The 19780-nt window shown below is 70.9% G+C and carries 19 protein-coding genes; 16 read left to right on the forward strand and 3 right to left on the reverse strand.

Features of this window, described 5'->3' with window-relative positions; translation table 11 throughout:
- Positions 1-41: 41 nt before the first annotated feature.
- The 16 genes from ACIY1X_RS07905 to ACIY1X_RS07980 all read left to right on the forward strand — a co-directional run bounded on the left by ACIY1X_RS07905 (position 42) and on the right by ACIY1X_RS07980 (position 16903).
- A complete protein-coding gene (locus ACIY1X_RS07905; RefSeq protein WP_399679659.1) occupies positions 42-2045 on the forward strand; it encodes a bifunctional 3-phosphoshikimate 1-carboxyvinyltransferase/cytidylate kinase in 2004 nt (667 codons plus the stop codon).
- A gap of 216 nt (positions 2046-2261) precedes the next feature.
- Positions 2262-3947: a 30S ribosomal protein S1 gene (gene rpsA / locus ACIY1X_RS07910; RefSeq protein WP_399679635.1), complete on the forward strand. Its 1686-nt coding sequence runs from the start codon at positions 2262-2264 to the stop codon at positions 3945-3947.
- A 61-nt stretch (positions 3948-4008) separates the two neighbouring features.
- Positions 4009-4323, forward strand: a complete 315-nt coding sequence (locus ACIY1X_RS07915; RefSeq protein WP_399679636.1) for an integration host factor subunit beta — start codon at positions 4009-4011, stop codon at positions 4321-4323.
- A gap of 33 nt (positions 4324-4356) precedes the next feature.
- Entirely contained in the window at positions 4357-4680 is a 324-nt protein-coding gene (locus tag ACIY1X_RS07920; RefSeq protein WP_399679638.1) for a lipopolysaccharide assembly LapA domain-containing protein, read from the forward strand.
- A complete protein-coding gene (lapB, locus tag ACIY1X_RS07925) occupies positions 4670-5866 on the forward strand; it encodes a lipopolysaccharide assembly protein LapB (protein WP_399679640.1) in 1197 nt (398 codons plus the stop codon). Before ACIY1X_RS07920 ends, lapB begins: the two co-directional genes overlap by 11 nt.
- An 88-nt stretch (positions 5867-5954) precedes the next feature.
- On the forward strand, positions 5955-6278 hold the full coding sequence (locus tag ACIY1X_RS07930) for a helix-hairpin-helix domain-containing protein (RefSeq protein ID WP_038205576.1): 324 nt from the start codon (positions 5955-5957) through the stop codon (positions 6276-6278).
- A 146-nt stretch (positions 6279-6424) separates the two neighbouring features.
- Positions 6425-7393 (forward strand): TRAP transporter substrate-binding protein, encoded by a 969-nt coding sequence (locus ACIY1X_RS07935; RefSeq protein ID WP_399679642.1) that lies wholly within the window; start codon positions 6425-6427, stop codon positions 7391-7393.
- A gap of 10 nt (positions 7394-7403) precedes the next feature.
- The gene (locus ACIY1X_RS07940; protein WP_399679643.1) at positions 7404-7910 is read left to right on the forward strand and encodes a TRAP transporter small permease; all 507 of its coding nucleotides are present in this window, start codon (positions 7404-7406) and stop codon (positions 7908-7910) included.
- Positions 7903-9198 carry a TRAP transporter large permease gene (locus ACIY1X_RS07945; protein WP_399679645.1) on the forward strand — a complete coding sequence of 432 codons (1296 nt, stop codon included), beginning with the start codon at positions 7903-7905 and terminating at the stop codon, positions 9196-9198. The genes ACIY1X_RS07940 and ACIY1X_RS07945 overlap by 8 nt, the downstream gene beginning before the upstream one ends.
- Before the next feature lie 87 nt (positions 9199-9285).
- Entirely contained in the window at positions 9286-12387 is a 3102-nt protein-coding gene (locus ACIY1X_RS07950; RefSeq protein ID WP_399679646.1) for a monovalent cation/H+ antiporter subunit A, read from the forward strand.
- A complete protein-coding gene (locus tag ACIY1X_RS07955) occupies positions 12387-12728 on the forward strand; it encodes a Na+/H+ antiporter subunit C (RefSeq protein WP_038205588.1) in 342 nt (113 codons plus the stop codon). The genes ACIY1X_RS07950 and ACIY1X_RS07955 overlap by 1 nt, the downstream gene beginning before the upstream one ends.
- A gap of 124 nt (positions 12729-12852) precedes the next feature.
- Positions 12853-14556, forward strand: a complete 1704-nt coding sequence (locus tag ACIY1X_RS07960) for a monovalent cation/H+ antiporter subunit D (RefSeq protein WP_399679648.1) — start codon at positions 12853-12855, stop codon at positions 14554-14556.
- Entirely contained in the window at positions 14556-15059 is a 504-nt protein-coding gene (locus tag ACIY1X_RS07965; protein WP_399679649.1) for a Na+/H+ antiporter subunit E, read from the forward strand. The genes ACIY1X_RS07960 and ACIY1X_RS07965 overlap by 1 nt, the downstream gene beginning before the upstream one ends.
- A complete protein-coding gene (locus tag ACIY1X_RS07970; protein ID WP_038205596.1) occupies positions 15056-15334 on the forward strand; it encodes a K+/H+ antiporter subunit F in 279 nt (92 codons plus the stop codon). The genes ACIY1X_RS07965 and ACIY1X_RS07970 overlap by 4 nt, the downstream gene beginning before the upstream one ends.
- A gap of 61 nt (positions 15335-15395) precedes the next feature.
- On the forward strand, positions 15396-15788 hold the full coding sequence (mnhG, locus tag ACIY1X_RS07975; RefSeq protein ID WP_399679650.1) for a monovalent cation/H(+) antiporter subunit G: 393 nt from the start codon (positions 15396-15398) through the stop codon (positions 15786-15788).
- 116 nt (positions 15789-15904) lie between these two features.
- Positions 15905-16903 (forward strand): tripartite tricarboxylate transporter substrate binding protein, encoded by a 999-nt coding sequence (locus ACIY1X_RS07980; protein WP_038205602.1) that lies wholly within the window; start codon positions 15905-15907, stop codon positions 16901-16903.
- Between the two features lie 21 nt (positions 16904-16924).
- On the opposite strand, the gene ACIY1X_RS07985 is transcribed toward ACIY1X_RS07980, so the two are convergent.
- From ACIY1X_RS07985 to ACIY1X_RS07995, 3 genes are read right to left on the reverse strand one after another with little or no spacing between them, the layout of a single operon-like run.
- Positions 16925-17947 (reverse strand): XdhC family protein, encoded by a 1023-nt coding sequence (locus ACIY1X_RS07985; protein ID WP_399679651.1) that lies wholly within the window; start codon positions 17945-17947, stop codon positions 16925-16927.
- Positions 17948-17949: 2 nt separating this feature from the next.
- Positions 17950-18540, reverse strand: a complete 591-nt coding sequence (locus tag ACIY1X_RS07990) for a CoxG family protein (protein WP_399679653.1) — start codon at positions 18538-18540, stop codon at positions 17950-17952.
- A 36-nt stretch (positions 18541-18576) separates the two neighbouring features.
- Positions 18577-19779, reverse strand: coding sequence for a VWA domain-containing protein (locus tag ACIY1X_RS07995; RefSeq protein WP_399679654.1), 1203 nt, complete (start codon positions 19777-19779; stop codon positions 18577-18579).
- Between the last annotated feature and the right edge of the window lies 1 nt (position 19780).

Genomic DNA, 19780 nt, shown 5'->3' on the forward strand with positions numbered 1-19780 from the left:
TGGACGCTGCCCGCCGACCAGCCGCCCTCGGCCGAGTGACGATGTTCTCCATCCCGTCCCTGGACATTCCCCCGCTGGCGGGCGCGGCCGGCCGCGTCCGGCTGCCCGGCTCGAAGAGCATTTCCAACCGCGTGCTGCTGCTGGCGGCGTTGTCGGCCGGCACCACCACGGTCCATGACGCGCTCGACTCCGACGACACGCGCGTCATGCTCGAGGCCCTGGCGCAACTGGGCTGCGGCATCACGCACGAAGGCCCGGTGCTGCGCATCGCCGGCCTCGGCGGCCGGCTGCAGCGCAAGCAGGCTTCGCTGTTCCTCGGCAACGCCGGCACCGCCATGCGGCCGCTGACGGCGGCGCTGGCGCTGCTGGGCGGCGACTTCGAACTCAGCGGCGTGCCGCGCATGCACGAGCGGCCGATCGGCGACCTGGTGGACGCGCTGGTGCAACTGGGATGCCACGTCGACTACCTGGGCAACCCGGGCTACCCGCCGCTGCGCATCCGCCCTGCCGCGCTCGACACGCTGCAGTTGGACACCCCGATCCGCGTGCGCGGCGACGTGTCCAGCCAGTTCCTCACCGCGCTGCTGATGGCGCTGCCGCTGGCGGCGCAGCGCCAGGCCATTGCCATCGAGGTGGTGGGCGAACTCATCTCCAAGCCCTACATCGAGATCACGCTCAACCTGCTGGCACGCTTCGGCATCGCCGTGCAGCGCGAGGGCTGGCAGCGCTTCGTCATCCCGGCGGGCAGCCGCTATGCCTCGCCCGGCGAGATCCACGTGGAGGCCGATGCCTCCTCGGCCAGCTACTTCATCGCGCTGGGCGCGATCGCCGCGCCGGCGTCAAGCCCGCTGCGCATCGACGGCGTGGGCGCCGATTCGATCCAGGGCGACATCCGCTTCACCGAGGCGGCGCGTGCCATGGGTGCGGTCATCGACAGCGGCCCCAACTGGCTCGCCGTGCACCGCGGCGCCTGGCCGCTGAAGGCGCTGGACATGGACGCCAACGCCATCCCCGACGCGGCGATGACGCTGGCCGTGATGGCCCTGTACGCCGACGGCCCCAGCACCCTGCGCAACATCGCGAGCTGGCGCGTCAAGGAGACGGACCGCATCGACGCCATGGCGGCCGAGCTGCGCAAGCTGGGCGCCAGCGTCGAGGCCGGGCCGGACTTCATCCGCGTGATGCCCCTGCCGGCCGGCGGCTGGCGCCGAGCCAGCATCCACACCTACGACGACCACCGCGTCGCGATGTGCTTCTCGCTGGCCGCCTTCAACCCCGATGCGCTGCCGGTGCGCATCCTCGACCCGAAGTGCGTCGGCAAGACCTTCCCCGACTACTTCGAGACGCTGTTCTCGGTGGTCCGGGCGCGCAGCGTGCCGGTGATCTGCGTCGACGGCCCCACCGCCTCCGGCAAGGGCACGCTGGCGGCCGAGCTGGCCCGGCGGCTGGGCTACCACTACCTGGATTCGGGCACGCTCTACCGCATCGCCGGCCTGGTCATGCGCCGCGCCGGGCTGGAAGCCGGCGCGCAGGACGAGCCGCGCATCGCGGCCGAACTGCAGGGCCTGGACCTGCGCTTCGACGCCGGCAGCGTGTTCCTGCGGGGCGAGGACGTCACCGACGCCATCCGCACCGAGGCGGCGGGCATGGACGCCTCGCGCGTGTCCGCCCTGCCCGCCGTGCGCGAGGCGCTGCGGGCGCTGCAACTGGACTTCCGCCGCCTGCCGGGGCTGGTCGCCGACGGGCGCGACATGGGCACGGTGATCTTCCCGGACGCGCCGCTCAAGGTGTATCTCACCGCCAGTGCCGCCCACCGCGCCGAGCGGCGCCATAAGCAGTTGATTTCAAAGGGAATTCCTGCTATGCTCGACAGTCTTCGCGCCGACCTGGAGGCGCGCGATGCGCGGGATGCCTCCCGCAGCGTGGCGCCCCTGAAGCCGGCCGAGGATGCCCGCCTCCTGGACAACTCCGAGCAGACCGTGGACCAATCGGTCGAACAGGTGTTGGCCTGGTGGCGGCAGGTGCAGCCTTTCGACGACGCCTGACCGGCGGATCGCAAGGCTCGGGCCTCCGGACTTCCTTCGAGAAAGAAGCCGGGCGGCCCCTGGTCCAGCCCGGCTCCCCTCGCGCGTCTGCGCACTGGCCCGCTGGTTGTTCAACCCCAACCGGGCGCAAGCCCAACCGCCGTCTCCAGTCATAGAAACAGCCGCAAGCAATGTTGCATGGGCGGCCGGAAACCTGGGTGACGTCAAGGAAATTCAATGTCCGAATCTTTTGCCGCTCTCTTCGAAGAGTCCCTCAAGCGTTCCGAAATGCGCGCCGGCGAGGTCATCACCGCCGAGGTGGTGCGCGTCGAGCACAACCACGTGGTGGTCAATGCCGGCCTGAAGTCCGAGGCCTACGTGCCGATCGACGAGTTCAAGAACGACAAGGGCGAACTCGAAGTGCAGGCCGGCGACTTCGTGTCGGTGGCCATCGGCTCCGTCGAGAACGGCTACGGCGACACCATCCTGTCGCGTGACACCGCCAAGCGCCTGGCCTCCTGGCTGGCGCTCGAAAAGGCCCTGGAATCCGGCGAGTTCGTCACCGGCACCACCAGCGGCAAGGTCAAGGGCGGCCTGACGGTGCTGGTCAACGGCATCCGCGCCTTCCTGCCCGGCTCGCTGATCGACACCCGCCCGGTCAAGGACCTGGCCCCGTACGAGAACAAGACCCTCGAGTTCAAGGTCATCAAGCTCGACCGCAAGCGCAACAACGTGGTGCTCAGCCGCCGCGCCGTGGTGGAAGCCTCCATGGGCGAAGAGCGCGCCAAGCTGATGGAAACGCTCAAGGAAGGCGCCATCGTGCACGGCGTGGTCAAGAACATCACCGAATACGGTGCGTTCGTGGACCTCGGCGGCATCGACGGCCTGCTGCACATCACCGACATGGCGTGGCGCCGCGTGCGCCATCCGAGCGAGGTGGTCACGGCCGGCCAGGAAATCAACGCCAAGATCCTCAAGTTCGACACCGAGAAGAACCGCGTCTCGCTGGGCCTCAAGCAGATGGGCGACGACCCGTGGATGGGCGTCTCGCGCCGCTACCCGCAGGGCACGCGCCTGTTCGGCAAGGTCACGAACATCGCCGACTACGGCGCGTTCGTCGAGCTGGAGCCCGGCATCGAAGGCCTGGTGCACGTGTCCGAGATGGACTGGACCAACAAGAACGTGGCCCCCAACAAGATCGTCTCGATGGGCGACGAGGTGGAGGTCATGGTCCTGGAGATCGACGAGGACAAGCGCCGCATCAGCCTGGGCATGAAGCAGTGCAAGGCCAACCCCTGGCAGGAATTCGCGCAGAACACCAAGCGCGGCGACCGCGTCAAGGGCCCGATCAAGTCGATCACCGACTTCGGCGTGTTCGTCGGCCTGTCGGCCGGCATCGACGGCCTGGTGCACCTGTCCGACCTGTCGTGGAACGAGCCGGGCGAAGCCGCCGTGCGCAACTACAAGAAGGGCCAGGAAGTCGAGGCCATCGTGCTGGCCGTCGACGTGGACCGCGAGCGCATCAGCCTGGGCATCAAGCAACTCGACGGCGACCCGTTCACCACCTTCGTGACGGTGAACGACAAGGGCCAGATCGTGACCGGCAAGGTCAAGACCGTGGACCCGCGCGGCGCCGAGATCGACCTGGGCAACGACGTGGTCGGCTACCTGCGCGCCTCGGAAATCTCCCGCGACCGCGTGGAAGATGCCCGCAACGTGCTCAAGGAAGGCGACGAGGTCACGGCCGTGGTCACCAACGTGGACCGCAAGACCCGCAACATCCAGCTGTCGATCCGCCAGAAGGACATGGTCGACCAGCAGGAAGCCATGGCCAACCTGAGCCAGCAGTCGGCCCGCGAGAACGCCGGCACGACCAGCCTGGGTGCGCTGCTGCGCGCCAAGCTGGACAGCTCGGACAAGTAATCCGCGAAGCGGCCCAAGGACACGGCGGGGCTTGCTCCGCCGTGTTTTCCTCTAGAAATCCATGACCCGTTCCGATCTGGTCGAAGAACTCGCCGCCCGCTTCGCGCAGCTCACGCACCGCGACGCGGAACAGGCCGTCAAGACGATCCTCGACGCGATGAGCGACGCCCTGGTGCGCGGCCACCGCATCGAGATCCGCGGCTTCGGCAGCTTCTCGGTCAGCCGGCGGCCGCCGCGCGTCGGGCGCAACCCGCGCTCGGGCGAAAGCGTCCTCGTTCCCGAGAAGCGCGTGCCGCACTTCAAGCCCGGCAAGGCGCTGCGCGAGGCGGTCGACGCCCGCGGCATACCGACGGCGCCGGGCGCGGATGCCGATTGACTCCGTAGAATTGCGTCCGCCTATGGAACGCGCATGAGATACCTCCTGTGGCTGCTCAAGGCAGCCATTTTTTTTACCCTCTTCGCCTTCGCGCTGAACAACCAGCACGACGCCACGGTGTACTTCTTCTTCGGCACCTCCTGGCGCGCGCCGCTGGTGCTGGTGGTGCTGGCCGCCTTCACCGGCGGCATGGTGGTCGGCGCCCTGGGCATGCTGCCCGGCTGGTGGCGCCACCGCCGCGCGGCGGCGCAGCAGTCGGCGCTCACGCCGCCCCCGGCCAACGCGCCGGCGGCATCCCCGGCCGCCGCGCCCGGCCCGGCCGTCGAACCGATGATCCCCCGCCAGCATGGACTTTGACCTGAGCTGGCTCCTGCTGGGCCTGCCCGTGGCCTTCGTGCTCGGGTGGCTGGCCTCGCGCCTGGACCTGCGCCAGCTCCGGCTGGAGAACCGGCAGGCGCCCAAGGCCTATTTCCGCGGCCTGAACTTCCTGCTCAACGAGCAGCAGGACCAGGCCATCGACGCCTTCATCGAGGCCGTGCAGAACGACCCCGACACGCAGGAGCTGCACTTCGCCCTGGGCAACCTGTTCCGCCGGCGCGGCGAATACCAGCGCGCGGTGCGCGTGCACGAGCACCTGCTCTCGCGCGGCGACCTGAGCCGCGCCGACCGCGAGCGCGCGCAGCACGCGCTGGCGCAGGACTTCCTCAGCGCCGGCCTGCTCGACCGTGCCGAGGGTGCGCTGCAGAAGCTGGAAGGCACGCGCTTCGAGAACGAGGCGCGGCTGGCGCTGCTGGCCATCTACGAGCGCTCGCGCGAGTGGTCGCAGGCCGAGCTCGTCGCGGCCAAGCTCGACGCGGCGGAGCAGGCCAGCTACGGCACACGCCGCGCCCACCACCTGTGCGAGCAGGCCGCCGAACTGGTCGCCCGCGGCGCCGCGCAGGAGGAAGCCATGGCCCTGCTGCAGCAGGCCGCCGCGCTCGCGCCGCAGGCCCCGCGCCCGCCGATGGACATCGCGGCGCTGCAGGTGCGCGGCGGCGAGCCGACGGCCGCCTTCGACACCCTGGTACGCCTGGCCGAGACGGCGCCGCTGGCGCTGCCCCTGTTCGCCGCCCAGATGCAGCAGGCGGCGGTGGCGGCACGCCGCAGCGGCGAGGCCCTGCTCCTGCTGCAGCGGCGCTACGCGCATGCGCCCTCCATCGACGTGCTGGAGGCCATCATCGCGCTGGGCGGCAGCCCGACGACGGCCGAGGCCGAGGCCAGGGACGCCTCCGCCCCCGCGCCGGCGCCGCGCGACGGCTACCTCGCGCACCTGACCCACCAGCCGGGCTCGCTGGTCGCCGCCTCGCGCTGGCTGGCCGGCGAGACCCTGGCCGACGACGCGCGCACCCACCCGCCGGTCCAGCGCGCGCTGGACCAGGCGGCGCGGCCGCTGCTGCGCTACCGCTGTGCGGCCTGCGGCTTCGAGGCGCACCAGTACTTCTGGCACTGCCCCGGCTGCCAGGCCTGGGACAGCTACCCTCCACGCCGCGTGGAGGAACTATGACCAGTGCCCTGGCGCTTCGTGCCAGGGCTGCGCAAGATGCTCCCGCGCGGACGACGCGCACATGTCATCACATCACAGGGAGCATCACATGTTCAAGAAAGCACTGGCCGCACTGGCCTTCACCGCCATGTCCCTGACCGCGTTCGCCGCGGTCGACGTCAACAAGGGGTCGGCCGCCGACCTCGACGGGCTGCCGGGCATCGGCCCCTCGCTGTCCAAGCGCATCCTCGACGCGCGGCAGCAGGGCGAGTTCAAGGACTGGGCCGACTTCATGGCGCGCGTCAAGGGCGTCAAGGAGAAGGCCGCGGCCAAGCTCTCCGCGGCGGGTCTGACGGTGAACGGCAAGCCCTTCGAGGCGGCGGCCGCAGAGGCGCCCGCGAAGAAGGCACCGGCGGCGAAGAAGGCGCCCTGAGCCTTCGCCCGATTCCTTCGGGAAGAAACGCAAGCCGCCCCCGGGCGGCTTTTCTGTCGTCTCGCGTCCGGGAAATGCCGCACCCGGTGGCCCGATATTTGCACGTATGCTGCCTCGCTTCGTTGCAACACACACCCGGAGAGACGATGAACCACAAATTCGGCATCGCGCTGGCAGCCCTCACCCTGAGCTGCTCGGCTCTCGCGCAGACCAAGTGGGACCTGCCCACGGCCTACCCGCCGAGCAACTTCCACACGGAGAACCTAGCCCAGTTCGTCAGCGACGTCGACAAGGCCACGGCCGGCAAGCTCAAGATCACCCTGCACCCCAACGCGGCGCTGTTCAAGGCCCCCGAGATCAAGCGCGCCGTCCAGGGCGGCCAGGCGCAGATGGGCGAGATCCTGCTGGTGAACTTCCAGAACGAATGGCAGGTGTTCGGCGCGGACGGCATTCCCTTCCTGGCCGACAGCTACGACGCGGCCTGGAAGCTCTACCAGGCACAGAAGCCGGTGCTGGCCAAGAAGCTCGCCGAACAGGGCATCGTGCTGCTCTACACCGTGGCCTGGCCGCCGCAGGGCATCTTCATCAACAAGCCCATCAACGCCGCCGCCGACCTCAAGGGCGTGAAGTGGCGCGCCTACAGCCCGGCCACGGCCCGCATCGCCGAGCTGGTCGGCGCGCAGCCGGTGACGGTGCAGCAGGCCGAGCTGTCGCAGGCGATGGCCACCGGCGTGGTGGAGTCGTACATGTCCTCCGGGTCCACCGGCTACGACACCAAGACCTACGAGTACCTGAAGCACTTCTACGACACGCAGGCGTGGCTGCCCAAGAACGCCGTGCTGGTGAACAAGAAGGCCTTCGATGCGCTGGACAAGCCGACGCAGGAAGCCCTGCTCAAGGCCGGCGCCGAGGCCGAGAAGCGCGGCTGGGCCACCTCGAAGACCAAGACGCAGGAGTACCTGGACCTGCTCAAGAAGAACGGCATGACCATCCACGAGCCCTCGGCGCAGCTGAAGGCCGACATGAAGAAGGTGGGCGAAACCATGATCAAGGAGTGGACGGAGAAGGCCGGCGCCGAAGGCCAGGCCGTGCTGGACGCCTATCGCAAGATGTGACGCATTGCCGATGCGCAAGGCTCTGAACGCTCTGTACGACTGCGCCGCCGCCCTGGCGGCGCTTTTCATGGTCGGCCTGCTGGCGATGGTGCTCACCTCCATCCTGGGCCGCCAGCTCCACTTCAACGTGCCCGGCGTCGACGCCTATGCCGGCTACATGATGGCGGCGGCCGGCTTCCTCGCCCTGGCGCACACCCTCAAGAAGGGCGAGCACATCCGCGTGACGCTGGTGCTCAACGCCCTGGGTTCCGGCCGGCGGCGCTGGATGGAGCGCTGGGCCACGGGCGCGGGCGCCGCGCTGGCGCTGCTGTTCGCTGTGTTCAGCGTGCGCCTGGTGCTGCAGTCCCACGAGTTCAACGACATGTCGACCTCCAACGACGCCACGCCCCTGTGGATCCCGCAACTCGCGATGGCCGCCGGCGCGGTGGTCTTCGCGATCGCGGCGATCGACGAATTCGTCCTGGCCTGGCACGGGCGGGCGCCGCGCGCCGACGGGGAGATGCTGCGACATGAGTGACATCAGCGTGGCCGCGCTGCTGATCGCGGCGCTCTTCCTCATCCTCGGCAGCGGCGTGTGGATCGGCCTCACGCTGTCCGGCGTCGCCTGGATCGCGATGCAGATGTTCTCGTCGCGTCCGGCAGGCGACGCCATGGCGGTGACCATCTGGGGCTCGGCCTCCAGCTGGACGCTCACGGCCCTGCCGCTGTTCGTGTGGATGGGCGAGATCCTCTTCCGCACCCGGTTGTCGCAAGACATGTTCAGGGGCCTGGCGCCCTGGATGCAGCGGCTGCCGGGCCGCCTGCTGCACACCAATGTGGTGGGCTGCGCGATCTTCGCCGCGGTGTCCGGCTCCAGCGCCGCGACCTGCGCGACCATCGGCAAGATGACGCTGCCGGAACTGCAGCGCCGCGGCTACCCGCAGGACATGGTCATCGGCACCCTGGCCGGCGCCGGCACGCTGGGCCTGCTGATCCCGCCCTCGATCATCATGATCGTCTACGGCGTGGCGGCGGACGTGTCCATCGCCCGCCTGTTCATCGCGGGCGTGGTGCCGGGCATCCTGCTGGCGCTGCTGTTCTCGGGCTACATCGGCGTGTGGGCGCTGCTGAATCCGGCCAAGGTGCCGGCCCCCGACGCACGGATGAGCTTCGCCCAGAAGCTGCATGCCTCGCGCAGCCTGATCCCGGTGACGCTGCTGATCCTGGCGGTGCTGGGCTCGATCTACGCCGGCATCGCCACCGCGACCGAGGCGGCCGCCGTCGGCGTGGTGGGCGCGCTGGTCATCTCCGCCGCCCAGGGCTCGCTCACCTGGACCACGTTCAGGGAATCGCTCCTGGGCGCCACCCGCCTGTACTGCATGATGGCGCTGATCCTGGCCGGCGCCGCCTTCCTGACGCTGGCCATGGGCTACATCGGCCTGCCGCGCCACCTGGCCGAATGGATCGGCTCGCTGGGGCTGTCGAAATTCCAGCTCGTGATGATGCTCGCCGTCTTCTACATCGTGCTGGGCTGCTTCCTCGACGGCATCTCGATGGTGGTCCTGACGATGGGAGTCATCATGCCCACGGTCACCGGCGCCGGCATCGATCCGATCTGGTTCGGCATCTTCATCGTCATCGTGGTCGAGATGGCGCAGATCACGCCGCCGGTGGGCTTCAACCTGTTCGTGCTGCAGGGCATGACGGGCAAGGACCTGCTCTACATCGCGCGCGTCACGGTGCCGATGTTCCTGCTGATGGTGGCGGCCGTCCTCCTCATCTACTTCTTCCCGGACCTGGTCACCTGGCTGCCGCGGCAGATGTGAATGCCTGCGCGCGCCCCGCGAAAAACGGGGCGCCGGCGGTGGAATCCTCAATGAACCCGCCAGGGTCGGTCGATAGAATCGATCGCGATGCCCCTGGCCCTGATCGTCCTTCTTCCCTTCGTCGCAAGCGTGCTGGCTGCCGCCCTGCCGCACAACGCGCGCAACCGGGAATCGACGCTGGCGGGCCTGGTGGCGCTGGGGTGCGCGGTGCAGGTGGGCTGGATGTTCCCGCGCGTCGCCGGCGGCAACGTGGTGCGCGAGCAGTACGAATGGCTCGGCATGCTGGGGCTGGACCTGTCCTTCCGCCTGGACGGCTTCGCCTGGCTGTTCTGCATGCTGGTGCTGGGCATCGGCGCGCTGGTGGTGCTGTACGCGCGCTACTACATGTCGGCCTCCGATCCGGTGCCGCGCTTCTTCGCCTTCTTCCTGGCCTTCATGGGCTCGATGGTGGGCGTGGTGCTCTCGGGCAACCTGATCCAGATGGTGATGTTCTGGGAGCTCACCAGCCTGTTCTCCTTCCTGCTGATCGGCTACTGGCACCACCGGCGCGACGCGCGGCGCGGCGCGCGCATGTCGCTCACCGTCACCGGCGCCGGCGGCCTCGCCCTGCTGGCCGGCGTGCTGGTGCTGGGACGCATCGCCGGCAGCTACGAGCTGGACGTGGTGCTCGCCTCGGGCGACGTCATCCGTGCCCATCCGCTGTACCCGGTCGCGCTGGTGCTGGTGCTGCTGGGCGCCTTCACCAAGAGCGCGCAGTTCCCCTTCCACTTCTGGCTGCCGCGCGCCATGGCGGCGCCCACGCCGGTGTCGGCCTACCTGCACTCGGCCACGATGGTGAAGCTGGGCGTGTTCCTCATGGCGCGGCTGTGGCCGGCGCTCTCGGGCACCGAGGCCTGGTTCTGGCTGGTGGGCGGCGCGGGCGTGGCCACGCTGCTGCTGGGCGGCTACATCGCCATGTTCCAGCACGACCTCAAGGGGCTGCTGGCCTACTCGACCATCTCGCACCTCGGGCTCATCACGCTGCTGCTGGGCCTGAACTCTCCGCTGGCCGCCGTGGCGGCCGTGTTCCACGTCATGAACCACGCGACCTTCAAGGCGTCGCTGTTCATGGCGGCGGGCATCATCGACCACGAGACCGGCACGCGCGACATCCGCAAGCTCAGCGGCCTGGCGCGGCCGATGCCCATCACCGCAACGCTGGCCATCATCGCCAGCGCCTCGATGGCCGGCGTGCCGCTGCTCAACGGCTTCCTGTCCAAGGAGATGTTCTTCGCCGAGACGGTGTTCCTCGACGCCGCTCCCTGGCTGGAGGTGGCGATGCCGGTGCTGGCGACGGTGGCCGGCGTCTTCAGCGTGGCCTACTCGGCGCGCTTCGTGTTCGACGTGTTCTTCGGCCCGCCCTGCGAAGTACGTGACCCCCACGCTCGGCACTCCGTGTCCTCGCTGCCCCCCGAGGGGGCTGCGCCCGCCTCGGGGCGGCCCAGCGGCGGCGCGGTGCCCAAGGCGCCGCACGAGCCGCCGCACTGGATGCGCGTGCCGGTCGAGCTGCTGGTGCTGGCCTGCCTGGTGGTGGGCATCGTACCGGCCTGGTCGGTGGGCAGCTTCCTGGCCGCCGCGGCGACGCCGGTGGTCGGCGGCACGCTGCCGTACTACAGCCTGGCGGTGTGGCACGGCTTCAACCTGCCGCTGGTGATGAGCTTCGTCGCCCTGGCCGGCGGCGGCGTGCTGTACCTGCTGCAGCGCCGCCGCCGCGCGCAGGGCGGTCTCGACGACACGCCGCTGCTGCAGCGCTTCGACGGCCAGCGCATCTTCGAGAACCTGCTGGCCCGGCTCTCGGAGCTGGGCCGGCAGGGCCGCCGCCTGCTCGGCACGCGGCGGCTGCAGCCCCAGCTCTTCCTGCTGGTGGGCCTGGCGGTGCTGGGCGCCGGCGCGGCCGTCTGGCTGGCGCCGGCCGGGCGCGGCGCGCGCGAGCTGCTGCCCTTCTCGACCATGTTCGCCATGACGTGGATCATCGGCTGCGTGTGCGCGGTGGCGGCCGCCTGGCAGGCCAAGTTCCACCGCCTGGCCGCGCTGATGCTGGCCTCCGGCGCCGGGCTGGTGAGCTGCATCACCTACATCTGGTTCTCTGCGCCCGACCTGGCGCTCACGCAGCTCGTGGTCGAGAGCGTGACGACGCTGCTGATCCTGCTGGGCCTGCGCTGGCTGCCGATGCGCAAGGCCGAGGTGCGGCCGGCGCACGGCGGCTTCGGCGCGTTCAAGGCCTGGAGCCGCCGCTCGCGCGACCTGGGCCTGGCCGCCTGCGCCGGCGCCGGCATGGCCGCGCTGGCCTGGCTGGTGATGACGCGCCCCTTCCCGCAGAGCATCTCGCCCTACTTCCTCGACAAGGCCCTGCCCGAGGGCGGCGGCACCAACGTGGTCAACGTGATGCTGGTGGACTTCCGCGGCTTCGACACCTTCGGCGAGATCACCGTCCTGGGCATCGTGGCGCTGACGGTGTATGCGCTGCTGCGCCGCTTCCGCCCGGCGGAGGAAGCGATGGCGTTGCCGCCGCAGCAGCGCATGGTGCAGACCAGCGACTGGGCCGCCACCGACCTGGTCAACCCGCGCCGCGCCAAGGACGCCGCCGTCGGCTACCTGATGGTGCCGGCCGTGCTGGTGCGCCTGCTGCTGCCGCTCGCGGCGCTGGTGTCGGTGTACTTCTTCATGCGCGGCCACAACGCGCCGGGCGGCGGCTTCGTGGCCGGGCTGGTGATGTCGCTGGCGCTGATGCTGCAGTTCATCGTCTCGGGCGCGGCCTGGACTGAGGAGCACCTGCGCCTGTACCCGCGCCGCTGGATCGCCACCGGGCTGCTGGCGGCCCTGGCCACGGGCGCCGGCGCGGTGGCGCTGGGCTACCCCTTCCTCACCACCCACACCGCGCACCTGCACCTGCCGGTGCTGGGCGAGCTGCACGTGCCCAGCGCGATGTTCTTCGACATCGGCGTGTTCTCGCTGGTGCTGGGCGCGACCATGCTGATCCTCACCGCGCTGGCGCACCAGTCCATCCGCAGCCACCGCTGGGCCGAGGAGCAGGCCGAGCGCGAGGTGGAGGAAGCGGCCGGCGCCGCGGTGCAGCGCCACGCCGACCACGAGGCCGCGCAGGACGCGGTGCGCGCCTACCGCGCGGCCATGCAGGAGGAGAACCACTGATGGAGGCCGTGCTCGCCATTGCCATCGGCGTGCTCACCGGCTCGGGCGTGTACCTGCTGCTGCGCCCGCGTACCTTCCAGGTCGTGATGGGCCTGACGCTGATCTCCTACGCGGTCAACCTGTTCATCTTCAGCATGGGCCGGCTCAAGGTCGACAGCGAACCCGTGCTCACGCCGGGCTTTCCGGCCACGCTGGCCAACACGGCCGACCCGATGCCGCAGGCCCTGGTGCTCACCGCCATCGTGATCGGCTTCGCCATGACGGCGCTGTTCCTGGTCGTGCTGCTGGCCTCGCGCGGCATCTCGGGCACCGACCACGTGGACGGCGAGGAGGACGCATGAGCGCCGCCCGGCCGCCCGAAGGCGCTCGCACCGCAGCGCGTCAGCGCGAAGGTACCCCAATGAGCCCCCACCCGGCCGTTCCGAAGGGGGCTCGCACCGCAGTGCGAAGCACGGAGGTCATCCAATGAGCGGCATCGCCGCCGAAATCTTCCGCCTGCTCGACCGGCTGCTGGACTTCGGCATGCCGCACCTGGTCGCCGTGCCGATCCTGGTGCCCATGCTCACCGCCGCGCTGATGCTGCTGATGGGCGAGCACCGGCGGCGGCTGAAGTCCTTCCTCTCGGTGGTCTCCGGCCTGGTGGGCCTGCTGGCGGCGCTGGCGCTGCTGCGCTGGGTGAACGCGCCCGACACCGGCGGCGGGCCAGGCTCCATCGGCGTGTACCTGCCGGGCAACTGGCCCGCGCCCTTCGGCATCGTGCTGGTGGCCGACCGGCTCTCCAGCATGATGGTCGCGCTCACCGGCGTGATCGCCTTCGCCGCCTCCATCTACTCCACCTCGCGCTGGGACCGCGCGGGCGTGCACTTCCACCCGCTGCTGCAGCTGCAGCTCATGGGCCTGAACGGCGCCTTCCTCACCGGCGACCTGTTCAACCTGTTCGTCTTCTTCGAGGTGATGCTGGCCGCCTCCTACGGCCTGCTGCTGCACGGCTCGGGCCGGCTGCGGGTGCGCGCCGGGCTGCACTACATCGCCATCAATCTGGCGGCCTCGTCGCTGTTCCTGGTGGGCGCCTCGATGCTCTACGGCGCCACCGGCACGCTGAACATGGCCGACCTCGGCGTGCGCATCGCGCAGATCGCCCCGGCCGACCGCACGCTGGTCCACGCGGCGGCGGCGGTGCTGGCCACGGCCTTCCTCGCCAAGGCGGGGGCCTGGCCGCTGAACTTCTGGCTGGTGCCGGCCTACAGCGCGGCGGTGTCGCCGGTGAGCGCGGTCTTCGCGCTCTTGACCAAGCTGGGCGTGTACGTGCTGCTGCGCACCTCGACGCTGTTCTTCGGCCACGAGGCCGGCGACTCCGCGCAGTTCGGGCAGACGGTGCTGCTGGGCCTGGGCCTGGCGACGCTGGCGGTGGCGGCCATCGGCATCGTCGGCACGCAGCGGCTGTCGAACCTGGCGGGCTTCTCGGTGCTGATCTCCGCCGGCACGCTGCTGGCGGCGGTGGGCCTGGGCCAGCGCGCGGTGTGGGCCGGCGCGCTCTACTACCTGCTCAGTTCCACGCTGGCGGCCAGCGCGATGTTCCTGCTCATCGACATGGTGGAGCGCTGGCGCAACGCCGGCCGCAGCATCGCGCCGCACGAGTCGGACCAGACAGCGCCCTTCCTCTCGGAAGACCTCACCTCCTTCGACGACGTGAACCTGGACGACGACGCGCAGGCGCTGTACGGCCGCGCGATCCCGGCCGGCGTCGCCTTCCTGGGCCTGGCCTTCCTGGGCTGCACGCTGCTGCTGGCGGGGCTGCCGCCGCTGTCGGGCTTCGTCGGCAAGTTCGCCATGCTCTCGGGGCTGATGGAGCAGGCGCCCGGCCGGCGCGGCTGGCTGCTGCTGGCCCTGCTGCTGGGCTCGGGCTTCCTGACGCTGGTGGCGCTGTCGCGCGCCGGCATCCGCCACTTCTGGACGCCCACGCAGGGCAGCCTGCCCGCCCTGCGCGCCATGGAAGTGCTGCCGGTGGCGGTGCTGCTCGCCGCCTGCGTGGCGCTGACGGTGGGCGCCGGCCCGGTGATGCGGCATGCGCAGGCCACGGCCAAGGGCCTGGACCATCCCGCCGCGTACCGCGACGCCGTCTTCGGCGCACGCCAGCGCCTCGGGCCGACGCAGGGAGGAGCCCGCTGATGCCGCGCCTGCTGCGCCGCTGGGTGCCCTCGCCGCCGCTGTCGCTGGCGCTGCTGGTGGTGTGGCTGCTGCTGAACCAGTCGCTGCACCCGGCCACCATCGTCATGGGAACGCTGCTGGCACTGGTGGTGCCGCTGGTCACGCGCAGCCTGCGCCCGGCGAGCGTGCGCATGCGCCACCCCCTCACGGCGCTGAAGCTGGTCGGCGTGGTGGTGCACGACCTGACCGTCTCCGCCTGGGCCGTGGCGCGCGCCATCCTCACGCGCCGCATCCGCGACATCGACTCGCACTTCGTCTCCGTGCCGCTGGACATGCGCGACGCCAACGGCCTGGCCGTGCTGTCCATGATCGTGTGCCTGACGCCCGGCACCGCCTGGCACGAGCTGTCGGGCGACGGCAGCGCGCTGCTGCTGCACGTGCTGGAGATGGGCGACCACGACGCCTTCATCGCCATGATCAAGAACCGCTACGAGCGCCCCTTGATGGAGATCTTCGAGTCATGACACCCGTGCTGTTCTGGGCCGTCAAGGCCGCTCTCTTCCTGCTGGCCGTGGCGATGCTGTGCGCGCTGTGGCGCCTGCTGCGCGGCCCGGCGGCGCAGGACCGCGTGATGGCGCTGGACTGCCTCTACATCAACGGCATGCTCACCATGCTGGTGCTGGGCATCTCCTATGCCAGCAGCGTGTACTTCGAGGCGGCGATGCTGATCGCGCTGTTCGGCTTCGTCGCGTCCACCGCGCTGGCCAAGTTCCTGCTGCGCGGGGAGGTCATCGAATGAGCCCCCGCCCGGCCGTTCCGAAGGGGGCTCGCACCGCAGTGCGAAGCACGGAGGTTGCCCGATGACCGGCCCGCTGCCCTGGTGGGCCGAGTGGCTCACCGCGATCTGCATCGTCAGCGGCGCCGCCTTCGCCGCCATCGGCTCCTTCGGGCTGGTGCGGCTGCGCGACTTCTTCAGCCGCATCCACGCGCCCACGCTGGGCGCCACCGCCGGCGTGTGGTCGATCTCGCTGGGCACCGTCATCTATTTCTCGGTGCAGGGCTTCCACCTGTTCCTGCACGCGATGCTCATCGCGCTGTTCGTCGCCCTCACCGCGCCGGTGACGACCATCTTCCTGGCGCGCGCCGCCCTGTTCCGCGAGCGGCTCAAGGGCGGGCCGGTGCCGCCCACGGCCCAGATGGACGACGCGACGCCGCGCGCCGCGCCGGCCCCGGCGCCGCTGCAGGACCGCTGAGCGCGGCTTCGTCCTGCGCGGCAGCGGCCACGTTGCCGCCCCATAAGAAAAATGCCTGCATTGCCAGGTGCGCGCGGGTTTGTTAACGTTTGTAACTTTCCACTCGCGAACGTCCCATGCTCAGCAAGCGCCGGCTGCTCCAATCCTGCGCCGCCTCCGCGGCCACCCTCTGCCTTCCCGGATGGGCACAGAAAAACGGCCAGGCCGCGGCAGGCACCTGGCCGAGCAAGCCGGTGCGCATCCTGGTGGGCTTTCCGGCAGGCGCCTCGCCCGACCTGGCGGCGCGCGCCGTCGCCGGGCCGCTGTCCGCGCTGCTGGGCCAGCCGGTGGTGGTCGAGAACAAGCCCGGCGCCAGCGGCAACGTGGCGGCCAACGAGGTGGCCAAGGCGCAGGACGACCACACCATCGGCGCACTCATCAACGGCAACCTGACCATCGCCCGCGTGCTCAACGCTGCCACCCCGTTCGACCCGGAGAAGGACTTCGCCCCGGTGGGGCTGATCGGCACCGCGCCGCTGGTGCTGGCGACCTGCGCCGAGGCCGAGGGCCGCACGCCGACCGAACTGCTGCTGTGGGCGCGCAACCTGGGCAGCGACGGCAAGTACGGCACGCCGGGCGCCGGCACCGTCGGCCACCTGGGCATGGAGCTGCTGAAGATGCGCACCAGCATCCGCGTCGAGCACGTGCCCTTCAACGGCAACCCGAAGGTCATCGAGGCCATGCTGGCCAACAAGATCCAGATGGCCCTGCTGCCGCCGGGGCTGGCCCTGCCGCACGTGAAGAGCGGCAAGCTCAAGGCGATCGGCGCGACCTCGCCCGAGCGCAGCCCGCTGGCAGGCGACATGCCCACGCTGCGCGAGGCCGACGTGCGCGGCGCCGACCTGGAGATCTGGACCGCGCTGGCCGCCCCTGCCTCGATGCCCGAAGCGGCCGTGGCACGGCTCAACACGGCGCTCAACCAGGTGCTGCGCACGCCCGACATCAGCGCCGCCCTGCTCAAGGCCGGCTGGCAGCCGCGCGCCGGCACGCCCGCCGCCCTGGCCAGCCGCATGCGCAGCGACACCACCACGCTCGGCGGCGTGATCATGATGCGGGGGATCAAGGCGGCCGCGTAAACCCCGGTGGCGGCCGGCGGGTCAGCTGGCGGCCACGCCCTGCTGCGCCTTGGCCATCGCCACCTCCATCTCGCGCGGCAGGCGCACGCCGTTCTTCACGGCCAGGATCTCGGCCATCACGCTCACCGCGATCTCCGACGGCGTCTTGCTGCCGATGTAGATGCCGATCGGGCCGCGCAGGCGGGCGAGCGAGGCCTCGGTCTGCTCGAAGTGCTCGATCATCCGCTCGCGCCGAGCCTGCGCATTGCGGCGCGAGCCGATGGCGCCGACGTAGAAGGCCGGCGTGTCCAGCGCCTCCAGCAGCGCCAGGTCGTCGAGCTTGGGGTCGTGCGTCAGCGCCACCACACAGGTGCGCGCATCGGGCCGGAAGGCGCGCACCGCGTCGTCGGGCATCTCGGTGGAGATCGCCACGCGCGGCACCTGCTGATCCTGCCAAGTGCCACGGTACTCCTCGCGCGGGTCGCACACCGTGACGGCGAAGCCGCAGAAGCGGGCCATCGTCGCCACGTACTCGGCCAGTTGGCCGGCGCCGATCAGCAGCATGCGGTACTCGGGTCCGAAGGTGTTGACCAGCGCGGTGCCGTCGATGACCAGTTCCGCCGGCGCATGGGCCGGCGCGAGCGTGACCGCGCCGTCGGCCAGGCGCACGGTGCGTTGCATCAGCCGGCCGGCCTCCAGCTCGGCGACCAGTTCGGCCAGCCGTGCGGCGTCGGGGTCGAACTCCAGCAGCAGCTCCAGCGTGCCGCCGCAGGGCAGGCCGAAGCGGTGCGCCTCGTCGGCGGTGACGCCGTACTTCACCAGCACGGGCGCGCCGCTCGGCATCTCCGCCTGGCCGAGGCGGCTGTGACGCGCAACGAGGTCGTCCTCGATGCACCCACCCGAGACGGAACCGACCACCGCGCCGTCCTCGGCCAGCGCCATGATCGAGCCGACGGGCCGCGGCGAGGAGCCCCAGGTGCGCACCACCGTCGCCAGCATCGCCCGGCGCCCGTCCAGGCGCCAGTCGCGCAACTGGCGCAGCACCATGACGTCGAGGTTCTCCATGTTCAGTTCTCGGGGGTGGCGCCGGCCTTGTCGTCCTCGCCGTCCTTCTTGCCGAAGCCCATCTTCTGCATCAGGCCGGCGAACTTGCCCTTCTCCTTCTTGTCCTCCACGGCCTCGGCCGGCAGCGCCTCGGCCTCCGGCGGCGCGCCGTGGCGCCGGACCATCTCGGCGTCGAAGCGCTTGAAGAAATCGTCGGCCATCGACTTGGCCGCGCCGTCGATCAGCCGCTGGCCGAGCTGCGCGATCTTGCCGCCCACCTGCGCCTGCACGGTGTAGCCCAGTTCGCAACCGCCCTCGCTGGGTACCAGCGTGACGGCCGAAGCCCCCTTGCCGAAGCCGGCCACGCCGCCCTGCCCTTCGAACGCCAGCCGGTAGCTGGCCGGCGGCTGGATGTCGCTGAGCGTGACCTTGCCGTTGAACTTGGCCGAGACGGGCCCGACCTTGACCGCCATCGTCACGGCGTACTGCCCTTCGCCGGTGGCCTCGAACCTGTCGCAGCCGGGCAGGCAGAGCTTGAGCGTCTCGGGGTCGTTCAGTGCGTCCCACGCCTGCTGCTGGGTGACGCCGAGCTGGCGGTTGCCTTGCATGTCCATGTGATGTTCCTCGAAAGAAAGAATGTCTGTCCGCGCCTATCCGCGCCGCAGCAGCGCGGCGATGCTGCGCGCCAGGTCTTCCAGCGCCTGCAGGTTGTGGACGGCGAGCATGGCGTCGGCCTCGCGGTGCAGCACGGCCGCCCCGCGCGCCAGCGGCGCGTAGCCCGGAAAGCGCAGCAGCGGGTTGAGCCACAGCAGCCGGCGGCTGTGGCGGCGCAGCCATTGCAGCTCGCCGCGCAGCGCCTCCGGCTCGCCCGTGTCCAGGCCGTCGCTGACCAGCAGCGCCAGCGTGCGCCGGCCCACCAGCCGCCGCGCATGCTGCCGGCGCAGCTGCGCCAGCGACTCGCCCAGGCGCGTGCCGCCGGCGAAGTCCTCGATCGCCCGGCCCGCGGCGGCCAGCATCGCGTCGGTGTCGGCGGCGCGGAAGGCGGGCGTCAGGTCCGTGAGGCCGGTGCCGAAGGCGAACACGTCACGCCGGCCGCCGCGCCCGGCCAGGCCGCGCGTGGCGGCATGCAGGAAGGCCAGCAGCAGCCGGGCGTAGCGTTCCATCGAGCCCGACACGTCCACCAGCACCAGCAGGGGCAGCGGCTGCTCGCGCCGCACCAGGCGCGGCAGGCGCAGCATCTCGCCGCCGGTGCGCGCGGCCTCGTGCCACACGCCCGGCCAGTGCATGCGCGCGTGCGCGCCGCCCTGCCCGGCCACGCGCAGGCGCCGGCCGGGCACGGTGGGCACGGGCAGCGCGATGTCGCGCGCCAGCCGCTCGACCAGCCGGTACTCGGCCGCGCCCAGGGCGTTGAAGTCGGCATGCTGGAGGCGACGGCGGTCGCCGGCCGTCATGGCGGCGTCGAACTGCACCTCGCGTTCGTTCTCCGGCGCGGCCTTCGGCGCGGCGGGCGCGGCCAGCGCCTCGCGCACCCGGGGGCGGCGCCGGGGCGGCTCGGCGCGGCCCTCGGCGGTGGGCAGCATCTGGGCGAGCATCTTGCTGGCGAGTTCGGGGTCGCGGAACCACGCGTCGAACAGCTCGCGGAAGACCAGCCGGTCCTGCTCGCGGGCGACCAGCACCGCCTCCATCGCGGCGCTCATGTCGTCGCGCCGGTGCACACCGACGAGCTGCGCCGCCTCGGCGGCCAGCGCGATGCGCGAGGCGTCGACGCGCACCCCGGCACGCCGCAGCGCACGGCCGAAGCCCGCCAGGTTGCCGGCCAGCTTGCCTCGCCTGGCGTCGCCGAGTTGATGCACG

Source organism: Xenophilus sp. (assembly GCF_044462705.1).
GTDB classification, from domain to species: Bacteria; Pseudomonadota; Gammaproteobacteria; order Burkholderiales; family Burkholderiaceae_C; genus Xenophilus; species Xenophilus azovorans.

Coding starts and splice junctions, on each gene's coding strand:
- ACIY1X_RS07935 (WP_399679642.1), top strand. CDS start 6,425: ATGAACCACAAATTCGGCATCGCGCTGGCAGCCCTCACCCTGAGCTGC.
- ACIY1X_RS07915 (WP_399679636.1), top strand. CDS start 4,009: ATGACCCGTTCCGATCTGGTCGAAGAACTCGCCGCCCGCTTCGCGCAG.
- ACIY1X_RS07980 (WP_038205602.1), top strand. CDS start 15,905: ATGCTCAGCAAGCGCCGGCTGCTCCAATCCTGCGCCGCCTCCGCGGCC.
- rpsA (WP_399679635.1), top strand. CDS start 2,262: ATGTCCGAATCTTTTGCCGCTCTCTTCGAAGAGTCCCTCAAGCGTTCC.
- ACIY1X_RS07955 (WP_038205588.1), top strand. CDS start 12,387: ATGGAGGCCGTGCTCGCCATTGCCATCGGCGTGCTCACCGGCTCGGGC.
- ACIY1X_RS07970 (WP_038205596.1), top strand. CDS start 15,056: ATGACACCCGTGCTGTTCTGGGCCGTCAAGGCCGCTCTCTTCCTGCTG.
- ACIY1X_RS07965 (WP_399679649.1), top strand. CDS start 14,556: ATGCCGCGCCTGCTGCGCCGCTGGGTGCCCTCGCCGCCGCTGTCGCTG.
- ACIY1X_RS07990 (WP_399679653.1), bottom strand. CDS start 18,540: ATGGACATGCAAGGCAACCGCCAGCTCGGCGTCACCCAGCAGCAGGCG.
- ACIY1X_RS07920 (WP_399679638.1), top strand. CDS start 4,357: ATGAGATACCTCCTGTGGCTGCTCAAGGCAGCCATTTTTTTTACCCTC.
- lapB (WP_399679640.1), top strand. CDS start 4,670: ATGGACTTTGACCTGAGCTGGCTCCTGCTGGGCCTGCCCGTGGCCTTC.
- ACIY1X_RS07940 (WP_399679643.1), top strand. CDS start 7,404: ATGCGCAAGGCTCTGAACGCTCTGTACGACTGCGCCGCCGCCCTGGCG.
- ACIY1X_RS07985 (WP_399679651.1), bottom strand. CDS start 17,947: ATGGAGAACCTCGACGTCATGGTGCTGCGCCAGTTGCGCGACTGGCGC.
- ACIY1X_RS07950 (WP_399679646.1), top strand. CDS start 9,286: ATGCCCCTGGCCCTGATCGTCCTTCTTCCCTTCGTCGCAAGCGTGCTG.
- ACIY1X_RS07930 (WP_038205576.1), top strand. CDS start 5,955: ATGTTCAAGAAAGCACTGGCCGCACTGGCCTTCACCGCCATGTCCCTG.
- mnhG (WP_399679650.1), top strand. CDS start 15,396: ATGACCGGCCCGCTGCCCTGGTGGGCCGAGTGGCTCACCGCGATCTGC.
- ACIY1X_RS07905 (WP_399679659.1), top strand. CDS start 42: ATGTTCTCCATCCCGTCCCTGGACATTCCCCCGCTGGCGGGCGCGGCC.
- ACIY1X_RS07960 (WP_399679648.1), top strand. CDS start 12,853: ATGAGCGGCATCGCCGCCGAAATCTTCCGCCTGCTCGACCGGCTGCTG.
- ACIY1X_RS07945 (WP_399679645.1), top strand. CDS start 7,903: ATGAGTGACATCAGCGTGGCCGCGCTGCTGATCGCGGCGCTCTTCCTC.